Origin of the sequence: Cerasibacillus sp., assembly GCF_036516575.1 — a bacterium.
GTDB lineage: Bacteria > Bacillota > Bacilli > Bacillales > Amphibacillaceae > Cerasibacillus.
In genome coordinates, this window is record NZ_DATBTY010000024.1 from 60254 (window position 1) to 78007 (window position 17754).

Below are 17754 nucleotides of genomic sequence, written 5' to 3' on the forward strand. Positions count from 1 at the left end.
CAGGAAAAGAGAGGTGAATCCTATTGGGGATTTGTTAACGAGTAAACATGTAGTAAAAGCAATGGGAAACTTGATTGAATTAGTACACCGTACCCCATTAAAGCAAAGTACAACATTAAATAGAATAACGGGGTCAGATGTATTCTTGAAGTTAGAGAATTTGCAGAAGACTGGTTCTTTTAAAATTCGAGGTGCGTTAAACAAGGTCTTATCATTACCTGAAGATGAAGCTAAGAAGGGGATATTTGCAGCGTCTGCAGGAAATCATGCACAGGGTATTGCCTTAGCCTGCTCATTACGTGGAGTGCCATCCAAAATATTTATGCCAAAGCATACACCTTTATCAAAAGTGTCAGCCACTAGACAATATGGTGCAGAAGCAATATTAGTTGGAGACACGTACCAGGAATCATACAGCCAAGCATTAGAGGAAGTGGAAAAAGCAGGGAGTACGTACGTCCATGCTTTTGATGATTATAGGGTCATGGCTGGGCAAGGAACGATAGCGTTAGAAATGCTTCAGCAAAATAGTCAATTGGATATGATTTTCGTTTCTGTTGGGGGTGGAGGTCTAATTTCTGGAATGGCTGTCGCTGCCAAGGCAATCAATCCAAGGATTAAAATTGTAGGTGTCCAGGCAGAGGGGGCTTCCGCTACCTATAAGAAGTTCCATGGAATTCATTATAAGGGAACAGAACGAGTGGGGACAATTGCCGATGGAATATTGGTAAAAGAGCCAGGGCAAAAAACCTACCCGCTAATACAAAAATATGTCGATGAAATGGTTACGGTATCTGATGAAGAAATTGCATATACAATTATGTTTATGTTAGAAAGAGAGAAAATGCTTGTAGAAGGTGCTGGTGCGGCGGCGCTAGCGGCAGTTCTATATAAAAAAATTATAACCAATGGAAAAAATATTGGTTGTGTTATAAGTGGTGGAAATGCTGATTCCATTCAATTTATGAAGTATAGGGAACTAGCAGAAGGGGCTATGGGAAATATTATATAGTAAGCCCGATAGAAACAAAAAAATAATCCCTCATGCACTTAAATAGGTAAGTGAGGGATTATTTTCTCTTATAGCGCCTACCCCTCTTGACGGGGTTCGGTCTGTTGATGACCGCCCTATGTGACTGCATGGGCGGTCTTTATTATGATATGAATTTCTAATTATAGAATCCCTCATTTTATTCATAAAATAAACATGTTAAATAAGCATACCAATGAGAAATATCACTAAGAAACTACCGATGTTTCTCATGATACTTTTCAACCCAATCCATATCGATTGGTCCATTGACAACTTTATAGCCACCAGAACGATACAGTAGAACGCGATCTTCATAGATTGAAATCATGTTCGGTTTTCCATCCAAGAAAATAGTCATGTAAAACCCTTTATCTTGTGAAACATCGCTATCCCATTCGTCATCTTTCATTTTTTTAACGCGATATTCACTTAAAAATTCTATGAGTTCTTCCACTGTTTCTTGTTCATTCGTTTTCCATTCATCATAGTGATCACCAATAAACTTAAATTCAAAATCATTAAATGCAGTTGATTGATAGTTGATGACATCATCTAAGTTTTTTTCTTTATATTCATTCATTATTTTGGCGGAAAATAATGTAATGGGGATAGCCATCATAACAATCATAAAAAGTTTAAAGCTTTTGCTATTCTTGAGCTCCTTACTTTGAGCGTATGTAGCTAATTTTTCTGATAAAAAAGCCGTTAGTGGAATAATAGCGATGAAGTAAATTAGCACAGCCATAAAGTCAGTGATAGCAACCCAAGTTGGTGTTATTCGCTTATAAATAAATTCATAAATAAAAAAACGATATATATATGAAATTATAGATAATAGAGTGATAAAGAAGATCCAGTATAACCATCTCATTTTAGCCATTTGGTCCACCTACTTTAAATATTAGTCTTATTCAATCAAATTTAATGCTTATAATAATATAAGGAATTATATATCGGAAAAATTAGATTAATTGAGCTGCTACTTCTCAGGATAAAAATACATTAATTAGCAATTAATTATTTTATTCGCTAAATGGGGATGTAAAATGCAGAGTAATTTACATCCCATATTATTATTTAAATTGGTATTTCATCAAAAGAAAAGGTTTTTATTTCATAAAAGAATCGATTTTAGGGAACTCACCCGTTTTATCAACATGTAAATTATAATCAAGATCAACAAAAGTGTTTCCGTTTATTTTAGCAGTTTTAACCAGTTTAAACTTTAACTTTAATAACTCACCAGCATCATAATCGTTCGTTAAATCTCCTTTAAATCTAATTATATGATACTCTGGATCTGAATAGGTAGAATGGAATTTCAATTCTGTGTAATTGTCGTCTTCGTGATAATATAAATCCATTATTCTATCTACCATAATAACATCATTACCAGGTGATAGTGTTTTTGTTTGGTTAGACAGTTCTTCTGTACTAACATTGTAAAACTCTGTAAATAAATCGTTCATTGTAAATTTGTCTATTTCATTTCGTGAGGTTTTATCAGTAGCACTAATAATCGTTTGCTTTATATATATCTGGTTGTCTTTCATAACTAGATTACTATCTTCTGCATTACTAGATGATGTGGGTAAACAAGGGATGCATGGTTCACTTGAACGTATGTACCACATTCTAGGATACCAGTTATCACTATATGAAGAACCGTAATGGATATAGTAATTGTTATATTTAGAATTATAACCTCCAGGGATTTTATATTCTACAACTTGTCCACTACTCACCGATCTATTTCTTACTGGATCTCTGCCACCATTATAAATATGGATAAATGCTTTACTAGCAAATAACTGGTTTTTTTGCATGAAAGCTCTGATGATGTCTTGACCATAAGTGGTAAGGTTTTTACGGACAGTAGTTTTTATACTACCACTATTAAATTTAACATTTTTATGAGTAACATAATATGAATGGCCATGGTCAACTACACGACCAGGATTATTACCCAATGGTTTATTACCGACGACATTTATCAATAATTTTCCTAATACCTTAATAATTGTATTTTTTATGGAATTGGTTTCAACATCCATTTCAGAAACATAAAGTTCATTACTATTATTAATAGATGAGTTACTATTCGCAAAAGCTGCTAATGGACTAATGAATAAAACTAAAACTATTGTTATTGACACTCTCTTTAACTCTTTCATACAATATCCTCCTCGTATAGTATGTTTAGGCGTTATTTTTTTCCTTTTAAACCTGCCTTATTCATAAAAATTGTATCTGCTAGTACAACCGTTACTTTTCATTGCAGACGGACGCTTTCTTTAGGACTTCTTGAGCCTTCCCACTCGCAATAAATGCTCGTTGCAGGGTTTCAATACTCATGCTTTTTCCGCAGAGTCGCCGCCTTCTGTTCCAAGTAACTTGGTTTGGACAAATTCATGAATTGGTAAATGTTTTAAATAATATGTCAAATGTCTTGGACGTTCCGTAATGTTCATAGATAATGATCTTAGAATCATTTGGGACAATATTTACTTTCCTTGCGGACATAATCGCATAATTAAGACTGTTTTCCAATGTGCGTTTCGATCTTCATTACACGCAGGCTGCACACCTTGATATTCGAATATAGATGGTAGTAGCTCTGGGGTGGCTTTCGATACAAGGATAGTACTCATACACAAGGCTGTTGATCGGCGTTCACACTAGGGATATTTCAGAGCGCGCCACATTTGTTCCAATGATTCTAGTATTCGGGCAAAGCGATGATGGATTTATTTCTCGAAAACTACAGCTTAGATGAGCTAGCAGAAACACCCTTGGAAGATTTAGTGATTTACCTTTCAATCGAAAGGGAGAACCGATTTCCAAATCTAGAATATGTGACTAAATCCATTTAAAAGGCTATTCGCTCTTCTTATTTAAAGAAAGTAGTAGAAGATTCCATCGATACGATTCTTGGCATATCCATTACAATGATTCTTACATTTGAAAGACAGATTAAAGAGCTAGATAAATCGATTGAAAGAATCTTAAAAGCTGTTCCACAAACCATACAAACAGTTCCTGGCATAGGACCCGTTTTCACAGCTGGGATTATCGCCGATATTGTCCAAATTGAACTCTTTTTTAGCGAAGGGAAAATTGCAAAATATGCGGGTCTTTATGGGCGTAACAATCAGTTGGGTCGTTTTACTGCAGAGATATTTCGTTATCACGAAATGGGAATCAGTATCTCAGATATTACCTCGTTGAAGCCGCCAACTCGGTAAGAAAACACATTCCCGAATATCGTAATTACAACACTGAAAAGTACCATGAAGTACCTAAGCTTCAATATAAAAGAGTCCTTGTCTTAACCGCAAAAAAATTTGTGCGTTTGGTGGGATGCACTATTACGTAAAAACCAAATCTATACGCCAAAAAGGATCGTTATTAATGAAGCATAACTAGCCTCAAAAATCCCTTTAGATAATTCCCATTTTATTACTGCTCTAACTTAGAGTTCGCCTTTTTTAAGCAATTTGAACCATGATAATCAAATCTTTATTTTTATCTTGACATATTACCGCAGGTCTAAATTAAAAGGTTATAAAATAAATTACTATCCTCCTTTGCTTTAAAGTTTACTTTTAATATAAAACACTTATAAAAGCAACACAATACTTTCGACAAAAATAGTTCTAAAAAGACAAAATTCACTGGCATTTCATTAATTGGATCATTTAACATAAAACACCAAAAATATTCAATAGACTAATGTCCATACAAAAAAATCCTTTACAATGGAAGTACAGGTTGTTTCCTGCCCAAATCCAAAATAAAGGAACATTGCATGGCCAAGAATACACTTATCCGTTTATATAAAAGATCACAGCCTGGCCGATCTTATGCAAATCAATGGTATAAGTAAAAAAGCGCTTACCCAATTATTGCAGTCGTTGAGAATCTGTTTACAAGTAGGCTAATTCAAGAATTAATCCAGAGGACCTATTAATGGTCCAAGAAAACATCCGCACCTCCAACTGTTGATTCTATTCTAGCAGTTACAATTGTCTATCTACAAATCAAAGTTTGATAAAACTCAAAACGTTACTTTTATATTATTCGTTTAAAAAACCCTTTCTCACTATGGTGGGAGAGGGTTTTTACATAAAAAATCTATGGATGTAGTTATTGATAAATAAAATGAACACAGACTTTTGTTATTCTCTTCAGTATATTGATAATATGGTGTTGGATATTAATGGTTATTCAGTAAACGGGTCATTATGTTGAATAGGTTTTAGGAAAGAGTGATCTAATTGATCTACAATTGATTTTTAATGATTCAGTGGAGTGGTTAGGGAATATCGTAACTTATGATTTTCAATATACATCATTTTGAAAGGTTAAGAGTTTATATTTGGTATTTACGATTGAATAATCTTTGTCCGGGTTGCCAACGACAATATATGCCATCGTTAAGAATGTTGTCACACCAGCAAGTATTTCCGTTCTAACTTCTATATTAGATATTATCTATCTTAGTTAGCTATAGTTCTTATGTTATACTAACCATACAATAGATCGGCTTCGCATGAGGGATGGCGCGCCGAATCACCTTTTTCGGGTACTTTCCGAGAAAGGAGGTGTTGCCTTATGGATATGGAAAATGTGTTGACGCTGATGATTTCATTCGGCATGTTAATAGCATTCATCATGTCCGATAGAAACAAAAAATAATCCCTCATGCACTTTAGCAGGTAAGTGAGGGATTATTTTCTCTTACAGCGCCTACCCCTCTTGTCAGGGTTCGGTCTGTTGATGACCGTCCTATGTGACTGCATGGGCGGTCTTTATTATGATATGGATTTCTAATTATAGTATACCTCATTTTATTCATAAAATAAACATGTTAAATAAGCATACCAATGAGAAATATCACTAAGAAACTACCGATGTTTCTCATGACACTTTTCAACCCAATCCATATCGATTGGTCCATTGACAACTTTATAGCCACCAGAACGATACAGTAGAACGCGATTTTCATTGATTGAAATCATGTTCGGTTTTCCATTCAAGAAAATAGTCATATAAAACCCTTTCTCTATTCATTTTACCCACATCCATCATCTAGGAAGTGGATTTCTAGAAAAAATGTTTTTTATCAAAAGGCAAGTTGTTTTATAAAATAAACAAAAAAACAGCCCAAGCTTTCAATTTTTGAAAGGGGCTGTTATATCTCAAGTATTTAATGTCCCGGAAAGAATACCATTTGTAAGACAAAAATCACGCCAAAAATATATAAAATAGGATGGACTTCTTTGCCTTTTCCAGCGATCAATTTTAGAAGCGGATAAGTAATAAAACCGACTGCAATACCTGTTGCGATGCTCGATGTTAATGGCATCATTAAAATAATCGCGAAAGTCGGAAAGGCATCCGTAAATTCCTTCCAATTAATATGAACTAAGCCTGACATCATATAGCTGCCGACAATGATTAATGCGGGAGCTGTAATTGCCGGTAATGAAGAAATCGCTGAAATAATCGGCGAAAAGAATAATGTCACTAAGAAAAGAATAGCGACAACGAGTGATGTTAACCCTGTTCTTCCTCCAACAGCGACACCTGATGATGATTCGACATATGCACTTGATGGAGAAGACCCAAGTGTTGCTCCTACAGTTGTTGCTACTGCATCAGCTGCAAGGGCGGCTTTTGCTTTAGGTAGTTGGCCATTCTTCATTAAATTTGCTTGCTCTGCAACACCGATCATCGTTCCTGTCGTATCAAAGATTGTAACTAATAAAAAGGCGAACACGACCGCATATAAAGAGTGTGAAAACACCCCGGCAATATCTAAATCAAAAAAGACAGGTGAGGGTGGTGTCGAAGCAATACCGTCTACTTTTAACATGCCCATAAAGTAGCCGATTAGCGCTGTCATAAACATCCCAATAAATAGAGCGCCTTTTATATTGCGTGCGACTAATATTAATGTAATGGATAAGCCGATAAGAGCTAATACGGTTTGCTTGTCCGTCATATCGCCAAATGCAACATATGTATCAGGATTCGCCACAACGATTCCTGACATTTTCAAACCAAGGAAAGCAATGAACAATCCTATTCCTGCTGTGATTCCAAATTTTAAAGGAGCTGGAATCGATTCAATGAGTAATTCGCGAAACTTCGTAAACGTCAGTAGTAGGAAAATAATTCCTGCTAGAAAGACCGTACCAAAAACAGTTTGGTAACTAACGCCTTGAGTAGCAACCACACTTACGAAATAAGCATTCATCCCCATACCAGGAGCAATCGCAATGGGATAATTAGCTCCAAACGCCATGATTAATGTCCCTACAACTGCTGATGCAATCGTTGCAATAAAAACTTGATCAAATGGAACGCCTGCAGCTGAGAGAATGGCAGGATTGACAACGACAATATATGCCATCGTTAAGAAAGTTGTCAGACCAGCGAGTACTTCCGTTCTAACGTCAGTATTAGATTCTGTCAATTTAAAAAAGTTGTCCATGAATGTCACCTTTGCTGTTTTATTCTTTAAAGTATAATGAAGCATCATATGAATGATTTCATTTAATAAACACGGAGAATATCATAACGGAAAATAGAGGGTATTTCAAGTTAGTCCTTTATAAAGGAAAGCGAATGATCCCGTTGGGGGTGGTAGTTGTGTATTATTATTACTCGACAGAAAATAAGTCATCCCTCGAGTGCTTGGCAGGTGATAAAGGGATTACTTATTTAATTTGTATCCAAAAGAATGTCTCCTCAAACCTAGAGAAAATCTAATCATAACAGACTTTTCAACACTTGGGCATGATTATATTTCTTTAGCTGCATATAGTAATGTCACATCATATTTTAGAGTGAGCTCTTTTAGTTCTGAGTATGCATGAGATTGTACTTCATTTTCCTTAAGTTCTTTTTCGTATTTTCTCTTGAACTCAGCAAACTTCTTTGGATCATGATTAAACCATTGACGTAACTTTGTAATAGGTGCAACTCCTTTGAGCCATTCATCGAGTTGAGCTCTTTCCTTAGATACACCTCGGGGCCAGATACGGTCGACTAGTATTCGTTTTCCATCATTTTCTGCTACGTCATCATATATTCTTTTTATTTGAACAGACATATGAAATTTCCCCTGCTTTTTAGGCATTGCAAAACAGAAGACTGAAACTGTCTATGGTTATTCTAATTTAATCGAATGAGATTATGGAGTCAACGATTGTGTTATCATGTTTACAATAGTTTGATAATAAAATATAATCAAAAATAATAAAAAGGATAATTAAAGGCGAATAACTTATTAGGTAAGATATGATCCTTCCCAACAATTGATAAATGTCATCAAGATTGAAGAGGTGTTTGAATATTAATAATCGGAGGTCATGGCATGATTCGTTTTATATGGAAAAGTTGGTGGAGACGTAAGGAACGGTTAATATTGCTGTTGATTGGTGCCTTGATGATTAGTGTTGGCTTGACGTATTTAGTTGGGATCTCTGATTCGAATAAGGGGACGATTGAAGAAAGTTTACAGAAGAGCTGGACGGCTTCTTATGATATTGTCGTTCGTCCTCAAGGTTCACGTAGTATGACAGAGGAGAAGGGATTACTAGAACCGAACTATTTAAGTGGTTTAGATGGTGGCATTAGTGTTGATCAATATGAAAAAATTAAAAATATACGTGATGTCGAGATAGCTGCACCGATCGCCATGATTGGTTATGCCTCATACACGGTTAATTTTGACCCAATTACGTTAGGAATAGACGGAATATACCGACAAACAATTAAGGAAATAGTGAATAATGGTGTTAGAGATGTGACATCGACTTGGGATACATATTTTGCTTATGGTGATTGGCCAGTAGTCGAAGAAAACTTAGCAGAAAAAGGCTCAGAATATGGAGTGGGTGCCAAGCCAAACCATTTAAGTGTGACGACCCAAGCGTTATTAGCAGGAATTGATCCAGAGCAGGAATCAAAGCTTGTAGGACTAGAAAAATCAATCGTACCTATTGGAAATAGTCGATACTTTAACGAAGTAGAATTTGGAAAAAACGTCGATGATTCATACAACAAGGGTTATTTAGATTTTCCAGTAATCGTTAGCAATCATGCTTTCGATGATAAGCAAATTCAATTCACCATTGAACGACTTGATATCCCTTTTGAGCAGGATACAGCCAATGACACACTTGAGAATATAAAAAATAAAGGAGGTATAGATTATCTTCATACATTTGAGGGAATAGATTCACAAACATTCTCTTATTCTTCAGGGGAAGCCTTTACATTATTTATTAACAGTATGACAGGTATTGATATAGATACTGGTGAGCCAGTTGAAACAGATGTTGTAGCGGATGAGGTATCGTGGATGGTTTTTCGTCCGAGTCCTTTAGATTATCAACCTGTTTCAAGTCCTTTTCAAGACCAGTGGCCATTTGCTTATCAAGTGAATGTGTATCAAACGAACCCAGATGATAGACCGGCATTTGTAGGAAAGGAGTCCTTTAGAGAACCGAAGACATTTGGTAAAAACTCTGCAGACTGGCCACAAATAAGACCCAATTGGATTGGTTTTTATGATCCAAGTCAACTTGATATCTCAAGAGACCCAGCAAACGAACTACCAATGGAAACCTATCGACCAGCGACAGCTGAGCTAGTGATTGATGCGGAGAATCGCCCAGTTAACCCCTCAGTTACCTTAAAACCAACAGATAATCCGTATGATTTTTTGACAAACCCACCGAGTATGTTAACAACGATAGAAGCAGCGGAGCAAATATTAGGAGATTTACCTATTTCTGCTATCCGGGTGAAAGTAGCTGGTGTAACAGAAATGAATGAAGAAAGCCAGGCTATTTTAGAACGTGTTGCTCGTGAGATTGAAAATGAAACAGGACTCATGACGGATATTACGTTAGGTTCGTCTCCACAATTGACACTGACACATGTACCTACGATAAATGATGAAGAAGCAATCGGCTGGTTACAGCAGCCATGGGTTAATATCGGATCGTCCATTTCTATTTTTCGTGAAACAAAGATCGGCTATTCTGGTGTTATCTTAAGTGTTATGGTTGTTGCTGTTATTTATGTCTGGGCATCGACACTCGTTTCATTACTGACTAGGAGAAAAGAATTTGCTGTCCTTTTATCAATTGGGTGGCGTCCGGGACAAATAAGTAGAATGCTCATTATAGAATCCTTTGTTCTAGGTTGTTTCGTTTCTGTTATTTCATGGCTCATGCTTGGGTATGTTTATATGTCAACAGACACCGTTATTTCTCCGTCTCGTTTTTTATTAACTGGTTTGTTTGGTTTCTTGATTTACTTATTAGGAGCGATTGTTCCGGTCATTGCTTCATGGCGAATTAAATCGTATGAGACGTTGCGAACAGGGGAATTCTCAAGGATCAACAAACGCTTTTTTAAAGCAAAAGGTATCTTTTTCATAGCGTTCAATCATTTTATAGGAAAGTGGAAGCGGAGTTTATTGTCGGTTCTGGCTATTGCTTTGCCAACGGGTTTACTTGCCTTGTTCCTCTACATCACATTTCGTTTGCAGGGCGTCATGTATACAACGTGGCTAGGTAAATATACAGCTTTAGAGGTAGGTGCAATCCACTATACGGCTATGATTGTCGCTTTATTGATTGCTATTTTAACGACAGCAGAAATGATGTGGCAAAATATTGCTGAACGAGCTGAAGAAATGGCTCTGTTTAAGGCCATTGGGTGGCGGAACACTTCGCTTCGTTTCCTTATCTGGTCTGAAGGAATATTAAGTGGCGTTTTTGCGGCGATTATTGGGCTTTCGTTTGCATTTATAATGATATGGTCGCTTTATGGTGCTTTTCCAACAGAAGATATCATAGTAATGATGTCAACTGGCCTTATTCCAATAATCATTGGTGTTATCGGTACAATTATCCCGGCAGAGAGAGCGGTTAGAATGCAACCTAACCAAGGGATGCGTGGCCAATATGTTAATAAAAAGTCAACGGAAAAAGGTTTAAAAATTATTCTTATAGGCGCTTCTGTTTTACTGATTAGTAGTATTATTTATATGATGATTCAAGTCACACCGCAATTGGCAAATGTCACACGTTCAAAGGAAGTCAATCAACAAGATTCTCATACACCTACAAAAGGTGATTTAGAAGAGGTTACAACTGATAACAATGAACCGGAGAAACAAGATGAAGAAGAACAGGAAGAGATTAATAGTGGCATAAAAAATAAGTATGATGGGGTGTTAGAACCGGAAGAAAATTTACATTGGTCGGTTGCTGATTTTCAAGCTAAAGAGGTGGAGCGTCGTTCTCTAGACCAGTCAGAAGAAAGCATAGTAAAGGTTTCCATAGAATTCACATATCGAAACACGGACAGCAGGAAACATCAAATGGAGTTACAAAATAACTTCACCCTTAGAAATTCATATGATGCTTATGCAGACATTTATCAGCCTTCAGAAATAACTGTTCTTAATAATGAAAACTGGGATGAAGAAGGTGGTTGGCTAGAACCAGAAGGAGAAGTAACAGCTGTCATGGAATTCGAAGTCCCTAAGCAGGAAGATCCTTATTTATTTCATTTTAAATCTTATGAATATCCAAAAGGACTGATTGTTATTTTTAAATAGAAAGGATATGAAATAAAACAACCACCCTTGATTTTCAAGCAATAGATAGGGTGGTTATGCTTATCAACTGCGAGGGTAACTATAGATTCTATATAGCCATCAATGTAGCTGCTGGCCACATAAATCCAGCTGATGATGTCATGTTTTGATAACCGATTTTCTTACCCTTTAAATCTTCTACAGATTCAATATCAGAATCTGCGCGAGTGATAAAAAATAGATTTATAAGAATCTACTAATTCATCTGTTACAGAACCATCACCATTTACGACATAACGTTGTGCTTGTAACATAACGTCGGCTGCTTCTTGCTCATGTGCAAGTACGTATGCAGTAGGAGGTAGAAATCCGACGTCAACTTAGTCAGATTTCAGCGCTTCTACAATCGTATTATAGTTAGTCGAAACACTCACCTTTACTGGAATTCCTGGTTGATCACCTAGTAATTTTTCTAATGGTTTTGCTTTTGCTTCTATATAATAAATAAAAATGAACGATTCATTCAGTCTAAATAAGAAAGGAAGTCCGATGATGACTAACAAAGCAAGTATTAAAATTCTTTATACAAGTGATGTTCACGGTCAAGCGATGCCGATTATTTATGGAACAAACGAAGAAGCAGATACTGGTTTAGCAAAATATGCAACAATTGTTCAAAAAAAACGTCAGGAGAATGATTATCTGATTGTGCTTGATAATGGTGATTTAATTCAGGGGACACCGTTTATGACCCATTATGTAAAGGACCACTCTGATAAAGAAAATCCGATGGTTAGCGCAATGAATCATATCGGTCTTGATGCGGGCATTATAGGCAATCATGAATTTAATTTTGGGAAAGATAAGTTGTGTTCAGCGATTGAAGCTTCGCATTATCCTTGGCTTTCCGCCAACATATTGGATGAAATAACGGGTAAACCTTATTTCGGAAAGCCGTACATATTAAAAACATTTTCGAACGGTATTAAAGTGGCAATTATCGGAGTGACAACGCATTATATCCCACATTGGGAATCCCCAGAGCATATTAAAGGATTGCAATTTGCCGATGCTTATCAAACTTTAAAGCAGTGGGTACAAGACATTCATAAAAGAGAACAGCCACACTTGTTAATCGCTGCTTATCATGGTGGGATTGAGCGTGATATTGAAACAGGAGAACCTTTAGATAAATTAACAGGTGAGAACCAAGGCTATAAAATGGCAAGTGAAATTGAAGGAATCGATATTTTATTAACAGGCCACCAGCATCGGGTGTTAACGGGGAAGCTTCGCGATTGTCTTGTCATTCAACCAGGAAGTCATGGGAACATGTATGGGGAAATTGATGTTAAATTCATTGAGAAAGATAACCATTGGTTGATATCAGATAAGCAAGCAGATGTGAAAACATTAGAAGGGGTAGAAGCAGATTCCGCTATTTTAAATAAACTACAAAGTATTGAAACATCAACTCAGAGTTGGCTTAATCAACCAATTGGTCAGATTGATGGTGATATGACGATTGAGGATCCGTTTCTACTAAAAATAACGAAACATCCTTTTATCGAATTGATTCAAAAGATCCAAATGGATGCAAGTTGTGCTGATATTTCTGTTACCTCATTATTAAATCAAGATTCGAAAGGGTTTCCTGAGCTAGTCACGATGCGTGATGTCGTCTCTAATTATATTTATCCGAATACATTAGTAGTCCTCACTTTAACGGGAAGGGATATCAAGGAAGCAATCGAACAAAGTGCAACCTATTTTATTCTTGATGACGATGGGAACATAACCGTTAATCCAAGTTTTCTTTCACCGAAACCCCAGCATTATAATTACGATATGTGGGAAGGAATTGATTATACGATTGATGTGTCGAAGCCATTTGGCTCGAGAGTAGAGACAATTTATTATCAAGGAAAGCCACTCCGTATGGAAAGTCACTACGATGTCGTCCTAAATAACTACCGAGCAAGTGGTGGTGGAGATTTTGGTATGTATAAAAACAAACCCGTTGTAAAAGACATTCAGCAGGATATGGTAACGCTTATTAGTAAATATTTTAATAAGCATCAAACTGTCCAAGCAACCGTAACGGAGAATTTCGTTGTAAAGGCATAGTCAGATGTATAAAAAGATGGCATGATGAGCAGTATAATAATGCGAACACGCGTTCCTTATGGTGTGATTAATAATATGTGTCATAAGGTGTTCGTGGGTGGTGGCTCGCCTTTTTTCCTTTGTTTGAAAGGAAGGTGATGCTTATGACAGTGTTTGAGACGTTGATGTTAATGTTCACATTTGGTGCGCTCATCGTGTCAATTCTGTCAAAAAAATAAAATAACCACCCTTTAGCCTGCCTAGCGAATAGAGTGGTTATTTAACACTTGATAGCGAGTCGCCCCCTTGAAGGGCTATGACACGCTAGGCCGTTCCATGTTCCCGCATGGAGCGGTCTTTTATTATATTATGAATTTTTATCTACAGTATACCTTATTTGAGTTATAAAATAAATATAAAGAAGAGTTAACCTAAATGCAATTATTGTTTTATTGCCTGTTTACTGTATAATTTTTACTAGACATCGTTTGCAGAGATACTCTATAAATATTTATAGTAAGATGCTTGTCTACATCATGATCGGTATTGAATTAACGAATATGATTTTGATAAATAACATGAAATTTATGGAATCGCAATTAATGGAGGAGTCAAATGTATAAACCTTACGATCGTAGCCAGTTACAAAATGTGATTAATCTAATTGTTGGTTGTAATAACTCTGAATCTTATCAAGTTGGCTTTGTTGGCGATGGGTATGAAGAGGTTAGAGAAACGTTATTATATGATTTTTCGGATTTACCATTAGAAGAATCGATTTATACGTATGAAGAAGATGATGTTTTTACATGTTTTGCTTTTGATATTAGCACTCGCGATAAATATGTTGAGGTTTGGGGACCTTTTTTAGATAAACATATAGGCCTTGATAAAGTATATAACCTATGGGTGTATGCGATGGAACATCTCCACCCTTTAAAATTAAATTACAATTTTTTCATTGGAGCACATAACCAGCTAGCGATAAACTTTTTGGAGGATTATGTAAAGGCGGATCGGATTAGGCAGCATGATAACTTAGAATTCAAAATAAGTAACCGCTCTTTTTCAAATATACGATTACCAAATAATGTTCAAGTGATAAAAGTAGAGACATTGTCTCAAAATTATTATACGGCTTTAGTCAATCTTCATCACCGTTATTTTCCGGGTACGTATTATTCTATTGATGATATATTAGAGCGAATAAATCGAGAAAATAACTTATATCTACTGATTAAGAATCATCAATTAGCTGGTTATGCCTATCTTGAAAAGTCTACAACCGATAAACATGTTTCTCTAGAATATATTGCAATTGATGGGGCATTTCAAGGGCAAGGTTTGTCAAAGTTACTATTTGCATCGATTGTAAAAGAGACTGAACAAGATGAGTTTTCTCACATTCAGCTTTGTGTCGATGAAAATAACCAACGCGCGCTGAATCTGTATGAATCACTAGGGTTTTTTTTAGCAAGTTCATATATACATTACAAATTATAGTATGAGTTAAATGTTTGTGGGGTTATAATTAAAGTATTGATTGGGAAGCAAACAGATGGGAGAAGCTCCCGTAAATACTAGACAGACTCCAAATTATAGACTAATTTGACTATCCTTAATTTTAAGGATAAAATAAAAAGAATATTCTAATCCGTTCTTATCAAGAGAGGTGGAGGGACTGGCCCAGAGAAACCTCGGCAACAGCGTTTAAGCGATGTGCCAATTCCAGATACGTTAATCGTAGAAGATAAGAAGAGCAAGCAACAAGACAGGCATTCGTCTACCTCTTCTTATAATGAGAAGAGGTTTTTTATCTATAAAAGAGAAAAATAGGGGGATTTACATGCAACAAGAAGCAGTTAGCTATCAAAGTAAAAACGCTTTTATCCAAGGAGTAAAAGACTGTATTCCGACTTTACTCGGCTATTTAAGTATTGGTTTTGCTTTCGGTGTCGTTGGCACAGTAACAGGACTTAGTTTACTAGAAGTAGCGTTAGTTGCTATCTTTATTTATGCTGGTGCAGCACAATTTATTTTATGCGCTTTATTAGTGACAAACACGCCAGCATTATCTATTGTTTTTACTGTTTTTGTTGTCAATCTGCGCCACTTTTTAATGAGCTTATCAATTGCTCCTTATGTCACGAGATATTCGACATTACGAAATATTGGGTTCGGTACATTGTTGACTGACGAAACGTTTGGTGTTGCTGTTACCGAAGCGATGAAAAGTAAAAAAATTTATGGTAGATGGCTAGATGGTTTAAATGTTACCGCATATGTGTCATGGATCATCGCTTGTGTAGCGGGCGGTTATTTTGGACATTGGATTACCGATGTGGAGAAATGGGGGTTAGACTTTGCGCTGGTCGCGATGTTTATCGCCTTACTCGTTTTACAGTTATCTGAAACAAATAAATCAAAGTTAAATATGTACTTAAAACTCATCATTATCATGTTCATAACGGTTTATATTCTATTAAATTTTTTTTCAACGCATATAACCGTTCTCATAGCAACTCTATTTGTCGCGACGTTAGGAGTGTGGATGGATAAATGACAATTAATTCCTATTTGTTTTGGATTATTATTGGCAGTGGCCTTGTGACATGGCTACCGCGCATTATTCCGTTTCTTTTTGTAAAAAATATTCAATTACCTAAAGTAATCTTAAAATGGTTAACGTTTGTGCCAGTATGTATATTAAGTGCGCTTGTATTTACAAATCTGTTTGAACAAGGGGATAGTAGGGCAGTTACATTTAATCTTCCGTATGTATTTGCTTTTATTCCAACCGTTCTGATAGCCGTTTGGACAAAAAGTTTATTTTTAACAGTGGCATTAGGTGTTGTGAGTATGGCAGTGATTCGTTTCATTTTTTAAAATAAGGGGTGTTTATATTGGGTAAATCTTCTATATCTAAGTGGTTTAAAAAATTTGCCGCAAATGAATGTAAAGGGTCAAGCCCGTTGTATGATTTTTTGTCTAGAAAAATAGCAAAAGATGATGACATCCTTGAATTATGTATGCATGCGAGAAAAGGGCAACCAATCCCTAATTTACTATTCGGTGCTGTCCATTATTTATTGCTAAAAGGGAGTAACCATTCATTAAAGGAATATTATGTGAGTATTGTACAGGAGCCTAAAGCAAAAGAAGAATCTTTTCTTCCTTTCAAGGACTTTTGTCGAACTTATCGAGATGAAATGATTTCGATTTTATCCACTAAACTGGTTCAGACGAATGAGGTGAGGCGTTCTGGTTATCTGTATCCAAGTTTTTGTTACATCTATAACATTGTAAAAAGGCCATTATCCTTAATAGAAATTGGGACGAGTGCAGGTCTTCAACTTCTATGGGATCAGTACAGTTATTCATATGGGAATCCTCAAGTGTATGGGAATCAATCGTCAGATGTACATATTACATCAACGATTAAAGGGGAAAATATGCCGCATTTATTAGAAGAAAGTCCACCGGTTAAAACGAAAGTTGGGCTCGATCTGCATGTGAGTCGCTTGGATCATCCGGAAGATTATTTATGGCTAAAAGCGCTTATTTGGCCGGAGCACCAGGAAAGACGTCAATTATTTGAACAGGCAGCAAAGACATTTATAGAAAATCCCGTCAAACTGATAGAGGGTGATGGTATAGCATTGTTAGAAGCGATTGCTATGGAAATGCCGAAAGACACTGCGATATGTATATTTCATACCCATGTCGCTAATCAGATTCCAAATGATCAGAAACTAAAACTGATCGAAAAAATTAAACATATTGGGAAAAGAAGAGACATATTTCATCTGTATAATAATATGTGGGATACGAAGCTTCATCTCGATTATATACTTAAAGGAATGGAGTATCATAAAACAATTGGAGAAACGGACGGCCATGGTAGTTGGTTTAGTTGGGAGTTAGATTAGAACTTTGATAGTTATATAATTACGGAATAAAAATGAAGCATCAACATCCAATCGGAAAA

13 protein-coding genes, 2 pseudogenes and 1 riboswitch are annotated in these 17754 nt (G+C 36.1%); of the genes and pseudogenes, 9 read left to right on the forward strand and 6 right to left on the reverse strand.

Features of this window, described 5'->3' with window-relative positions; genetic code table 11:
• Positions 1-13 precede the first annotated feature (13 nt).
• Positions 14-1012 carry a threonine ammonia-lyase gene (gene ilvA / locus VIG73_RS04210; RefSeq protein WP_331639279.1) on the forward strand — a complete coding sequence of 333 codons (999 nt, stop codon included), beginning with the start codon at positions 14-16 and terminating at the stop codon, positions 1010-1012.
• Positions 1013-1247: 235 nt separating this feature from the next.
• Here ilvA and VIG73_RS04215 read toward each other — a convergent pair whose 3' ends face one another.
• Together VIG73_RS04215 and VIG73_RS04220 are read right to left on the reverse strand one after the other, a co-directional pair.
• Positions 1248-1913, reverse strand: a complete 666-nt coding sequence (locus VIG73_RS04215) for a hypothetical protein (protein WP_331639280.1) — start codon at positions 1911-1913, stop codon at positions 1248-1250.
• Positions 1914-2142: 229 nt separating this feature from the next.
• Entirely contained in the window at positions 2143-3207 is a 1065-nt protein-coding gene (locus tag VIG73_RS04220; RefSeq protein ID WP_331639281.1) for a hypothetical protein, read from the reverse strand.
• Positions 3208-3762: 555 nt separating this feature from the next.
• Between VIG73_RS04220 and VIG73_RS04225 the strand changes: the two are divergent.
• Positions 3763-4455 (forward strand): annotated as a pseudogene (locus VIG73_RS04225) (transposase); the annotation flags it as partial.
• A gap of 1485 nt (positions 4456-5940) precedes the next feature.
• Here the strand turns inward: VIG73_RS04225 and VIG73_RS04230 are convergent.
• From VIG73_RS04230 to VIG73_RS04240, 3 genes are all read right to left on the reverse strand, one after another.
• Complete coding sequence (locus tag VIG73_RS04230; protein WP_331639283.1) at positions 5941-6084, reverse strand: hypothetical protein; 144 nt, start codon at positions 6082-6084, stop codon at positions 5941-5943.
• 158 nt (positions 6085-6242) lie between these two features.
• A complete protein-coding gene (locus tag VIG73_RS04235; protein ID WP_331639285.1) occupies positions 6243-7532 on the reverse strand; it encodes an NCS2 family permease in 1290 nt (429 codons plus the stop codon).
• A gap of 309 nt (positions 7533-7841) precedes the next feature.
• The gene (locus VIG73_RS04240) at positions 7842-8153 is read right to left on the reverse strand and encodes a DUF488 domain-containing protein (RefSeq protein ID WP_331639287.1); all 312 of its coding nucleotides are present in this window, start codon (positions 8151-8153) and stop codon (positions 7842-7844) included.
• A gap of 264 nt (positions 8154-8417) precedes the next feature.
• On the opposite strand from VIG73_RS04240, the gene VIG73_RS04245 reads away from it, so the two are divergent.
• Positions 8418-11681, forward strand: a complete 3264-nt coding sequence (locus tag VIG73_RS04245) for an ABC transporter permease (RefSeq protein WP_331639289.1) — start codon at positions 8418-8420, stop codon at positions 11679-11681.
• Between the two features lie 97 nt (positions 11682-11778).
• On the opposite strand, the pseudogene VIG73_RS04250 reads toward VIG73_RS04245, so the two are convergent.
• Positions 11779-12157, reverse strand: a pseudogene (locus VIG73_RS04250) (phosphate/phosphite/phosphonate ABC transporter substrate-binding protein); the annotation flags it as partial.
• A gap of 55 nt (positions 12158-12212) precedes the next feature.
• Between VIG73_RS04250 and VIG73_RS04255 the strand changes: the two are divergent.
• The 6 genes from VIG73_RS04255 (at position 12213) to VIG73_RS04275 (ending at position 17695) form a co-directional block, all read left to right on the forward strand.
• The gene (locus VIG73_RS04255) at positions 12213-13787 is read left to right on the forward strand and encodes a bifunctional metallophosphatase/5'-nucleotidase (RefSeq protein WP_414648365.1); all 1575 of its coding nucleotides are present in this window, start codon (positions 12213-12215) and stop codon (positions 13785-13787) included.
• Positions 13788-13930: 143 nt separating this feature from the next.
• A complete protein-coding gene (locus VIG73_RS15695; protein WP_414648368.1) occupies positions 13931-14005 on the forward strand; it encodes a putative holin-like toxin in 75 nt (24 codons plus the stop codon).
• Positions 14006-14381: 376 nt separating this feature from the next.
• Positions 14382-15269, forward strand: a complete 888-nt coding sequence (locus VIG73_RS04260) for a GNAT family N-acetyltransferase (RefSeq protein WP_331639293.1) — start codon at positions 14382-14384, stop codon at positions 15267-15269.
• Between the two features lie 154 nt (positions 15270-15423).
• Positions 15424-15523, forward strand: a riboswitch (SAM riboswitch).
• Between the two features lie 89 nt (positions 15524-15612).
• Positions 15613-16329 carry an AzlC family ABC transporter permease gene (locus tag VIG73_RS04265; protein WP_331639295.1) on the forward strand — a complete coding sequence of 239 codons (717 nt, stop codon included), beginning with the start codon at positions 15613-15615 and terminating at the stop codon, positions 16327-16329.
• Positions 16326-16652, forward strand: coding sequence for an AzlD domain-containing protein (locus VIG73_RS04270; protein WP_331639297.1), 327 nt, complete (start codon positions 16326-16328; stop codon positions 16650-16652). Before VIG73_RS04265 ends, VIG73_RS04270 begins: the two co-directional genes overlap by 4 nt.
• Before the next feature lie 14 nt (positions 16653-16666).
• On the forward strand, positions 16667-17695 hold the full coding sequence (locus VIG73_RS04275; protein ID WP_331639373.1) for a DUF2332 domain-containing protein: 1029 nt from the start codon (positions 16667-16669) through the stop codon (positions 17693-17695).
• Positions 17696-17754 lie beyond the last annotated feature (59 nt).

Bases quoted from the DNA above. Each gene is read 5' to 3' on its own strand.
- VIG73_RS04215 (WP_331639280.1), bottom strand. From the start codon at position 1,913: ATGGCTAAAATGAGATGGTTATACTGGATCTTCTTTATCACTCTATTA.
- VIG73_RS04220 (WP_331639281.1), bottom strand. From the start codon at position 3,207: ATGAAAGAGTTAAAGAGAGTGTCAATAACAATAGTTTTAGTTTTATTC.
- VIG73_RS04230 (WP_331639283.1), bottom strand. From the start codon at position 6,084: ATGACTATTTTCTTGAATGGAAAACCGAACATGATTTCAATCAATGAA.
- VIG73_RS04235 (WP_331639285.1), bottom strand. From the start codon at position 7,532: ATGGACAACTTTTTTAAATTGACAGAATCTAATACTGACGTTAGAACG.
- VIG73_RS04240 (WP_331639287.1), bottom strand. From the start codon at position 8,153: ATGTCTGTTCAAATAAAAAGAATATATGATGACGTAGCAGAAAATGAT.
- VIG73_RS04245 (WP_331639289.1), top strand. From the start codon at position 8,418: ATGATTCGTTTTATATGGAAAAGTTGGTGGAGACGTAAGGAACGGTTA.
- VIG73_RS04255 (WP_414648365.1), top strand. From the start codon at position 12,213: ATGACTAACAAAGCAAGTATTAAAATTCTTTATACAAGTGATGTTCAC.
- VIG73_RS04260 (WP_331639293.1), top strand. From the start codon at position 14,382: ATGTATAAACCTTACGATCGTAGCCAGTTACAAAATGTGATTAATCTA.
- VIG73_RS04265 (WP_331639295.1), top strand. From the start codon at position 15,613: ATGCAACAAGAAGCAGTTAGCTATCAAAGTAAAAACGCTTTTATCCAA.
- VIG73_RS04270 (WP_331639297.1), top strand. From the start codon at position 16,326: ATGACAATTAATTCCTATTTGTTTTGGATTATTATTGGCAGTGGCCTT.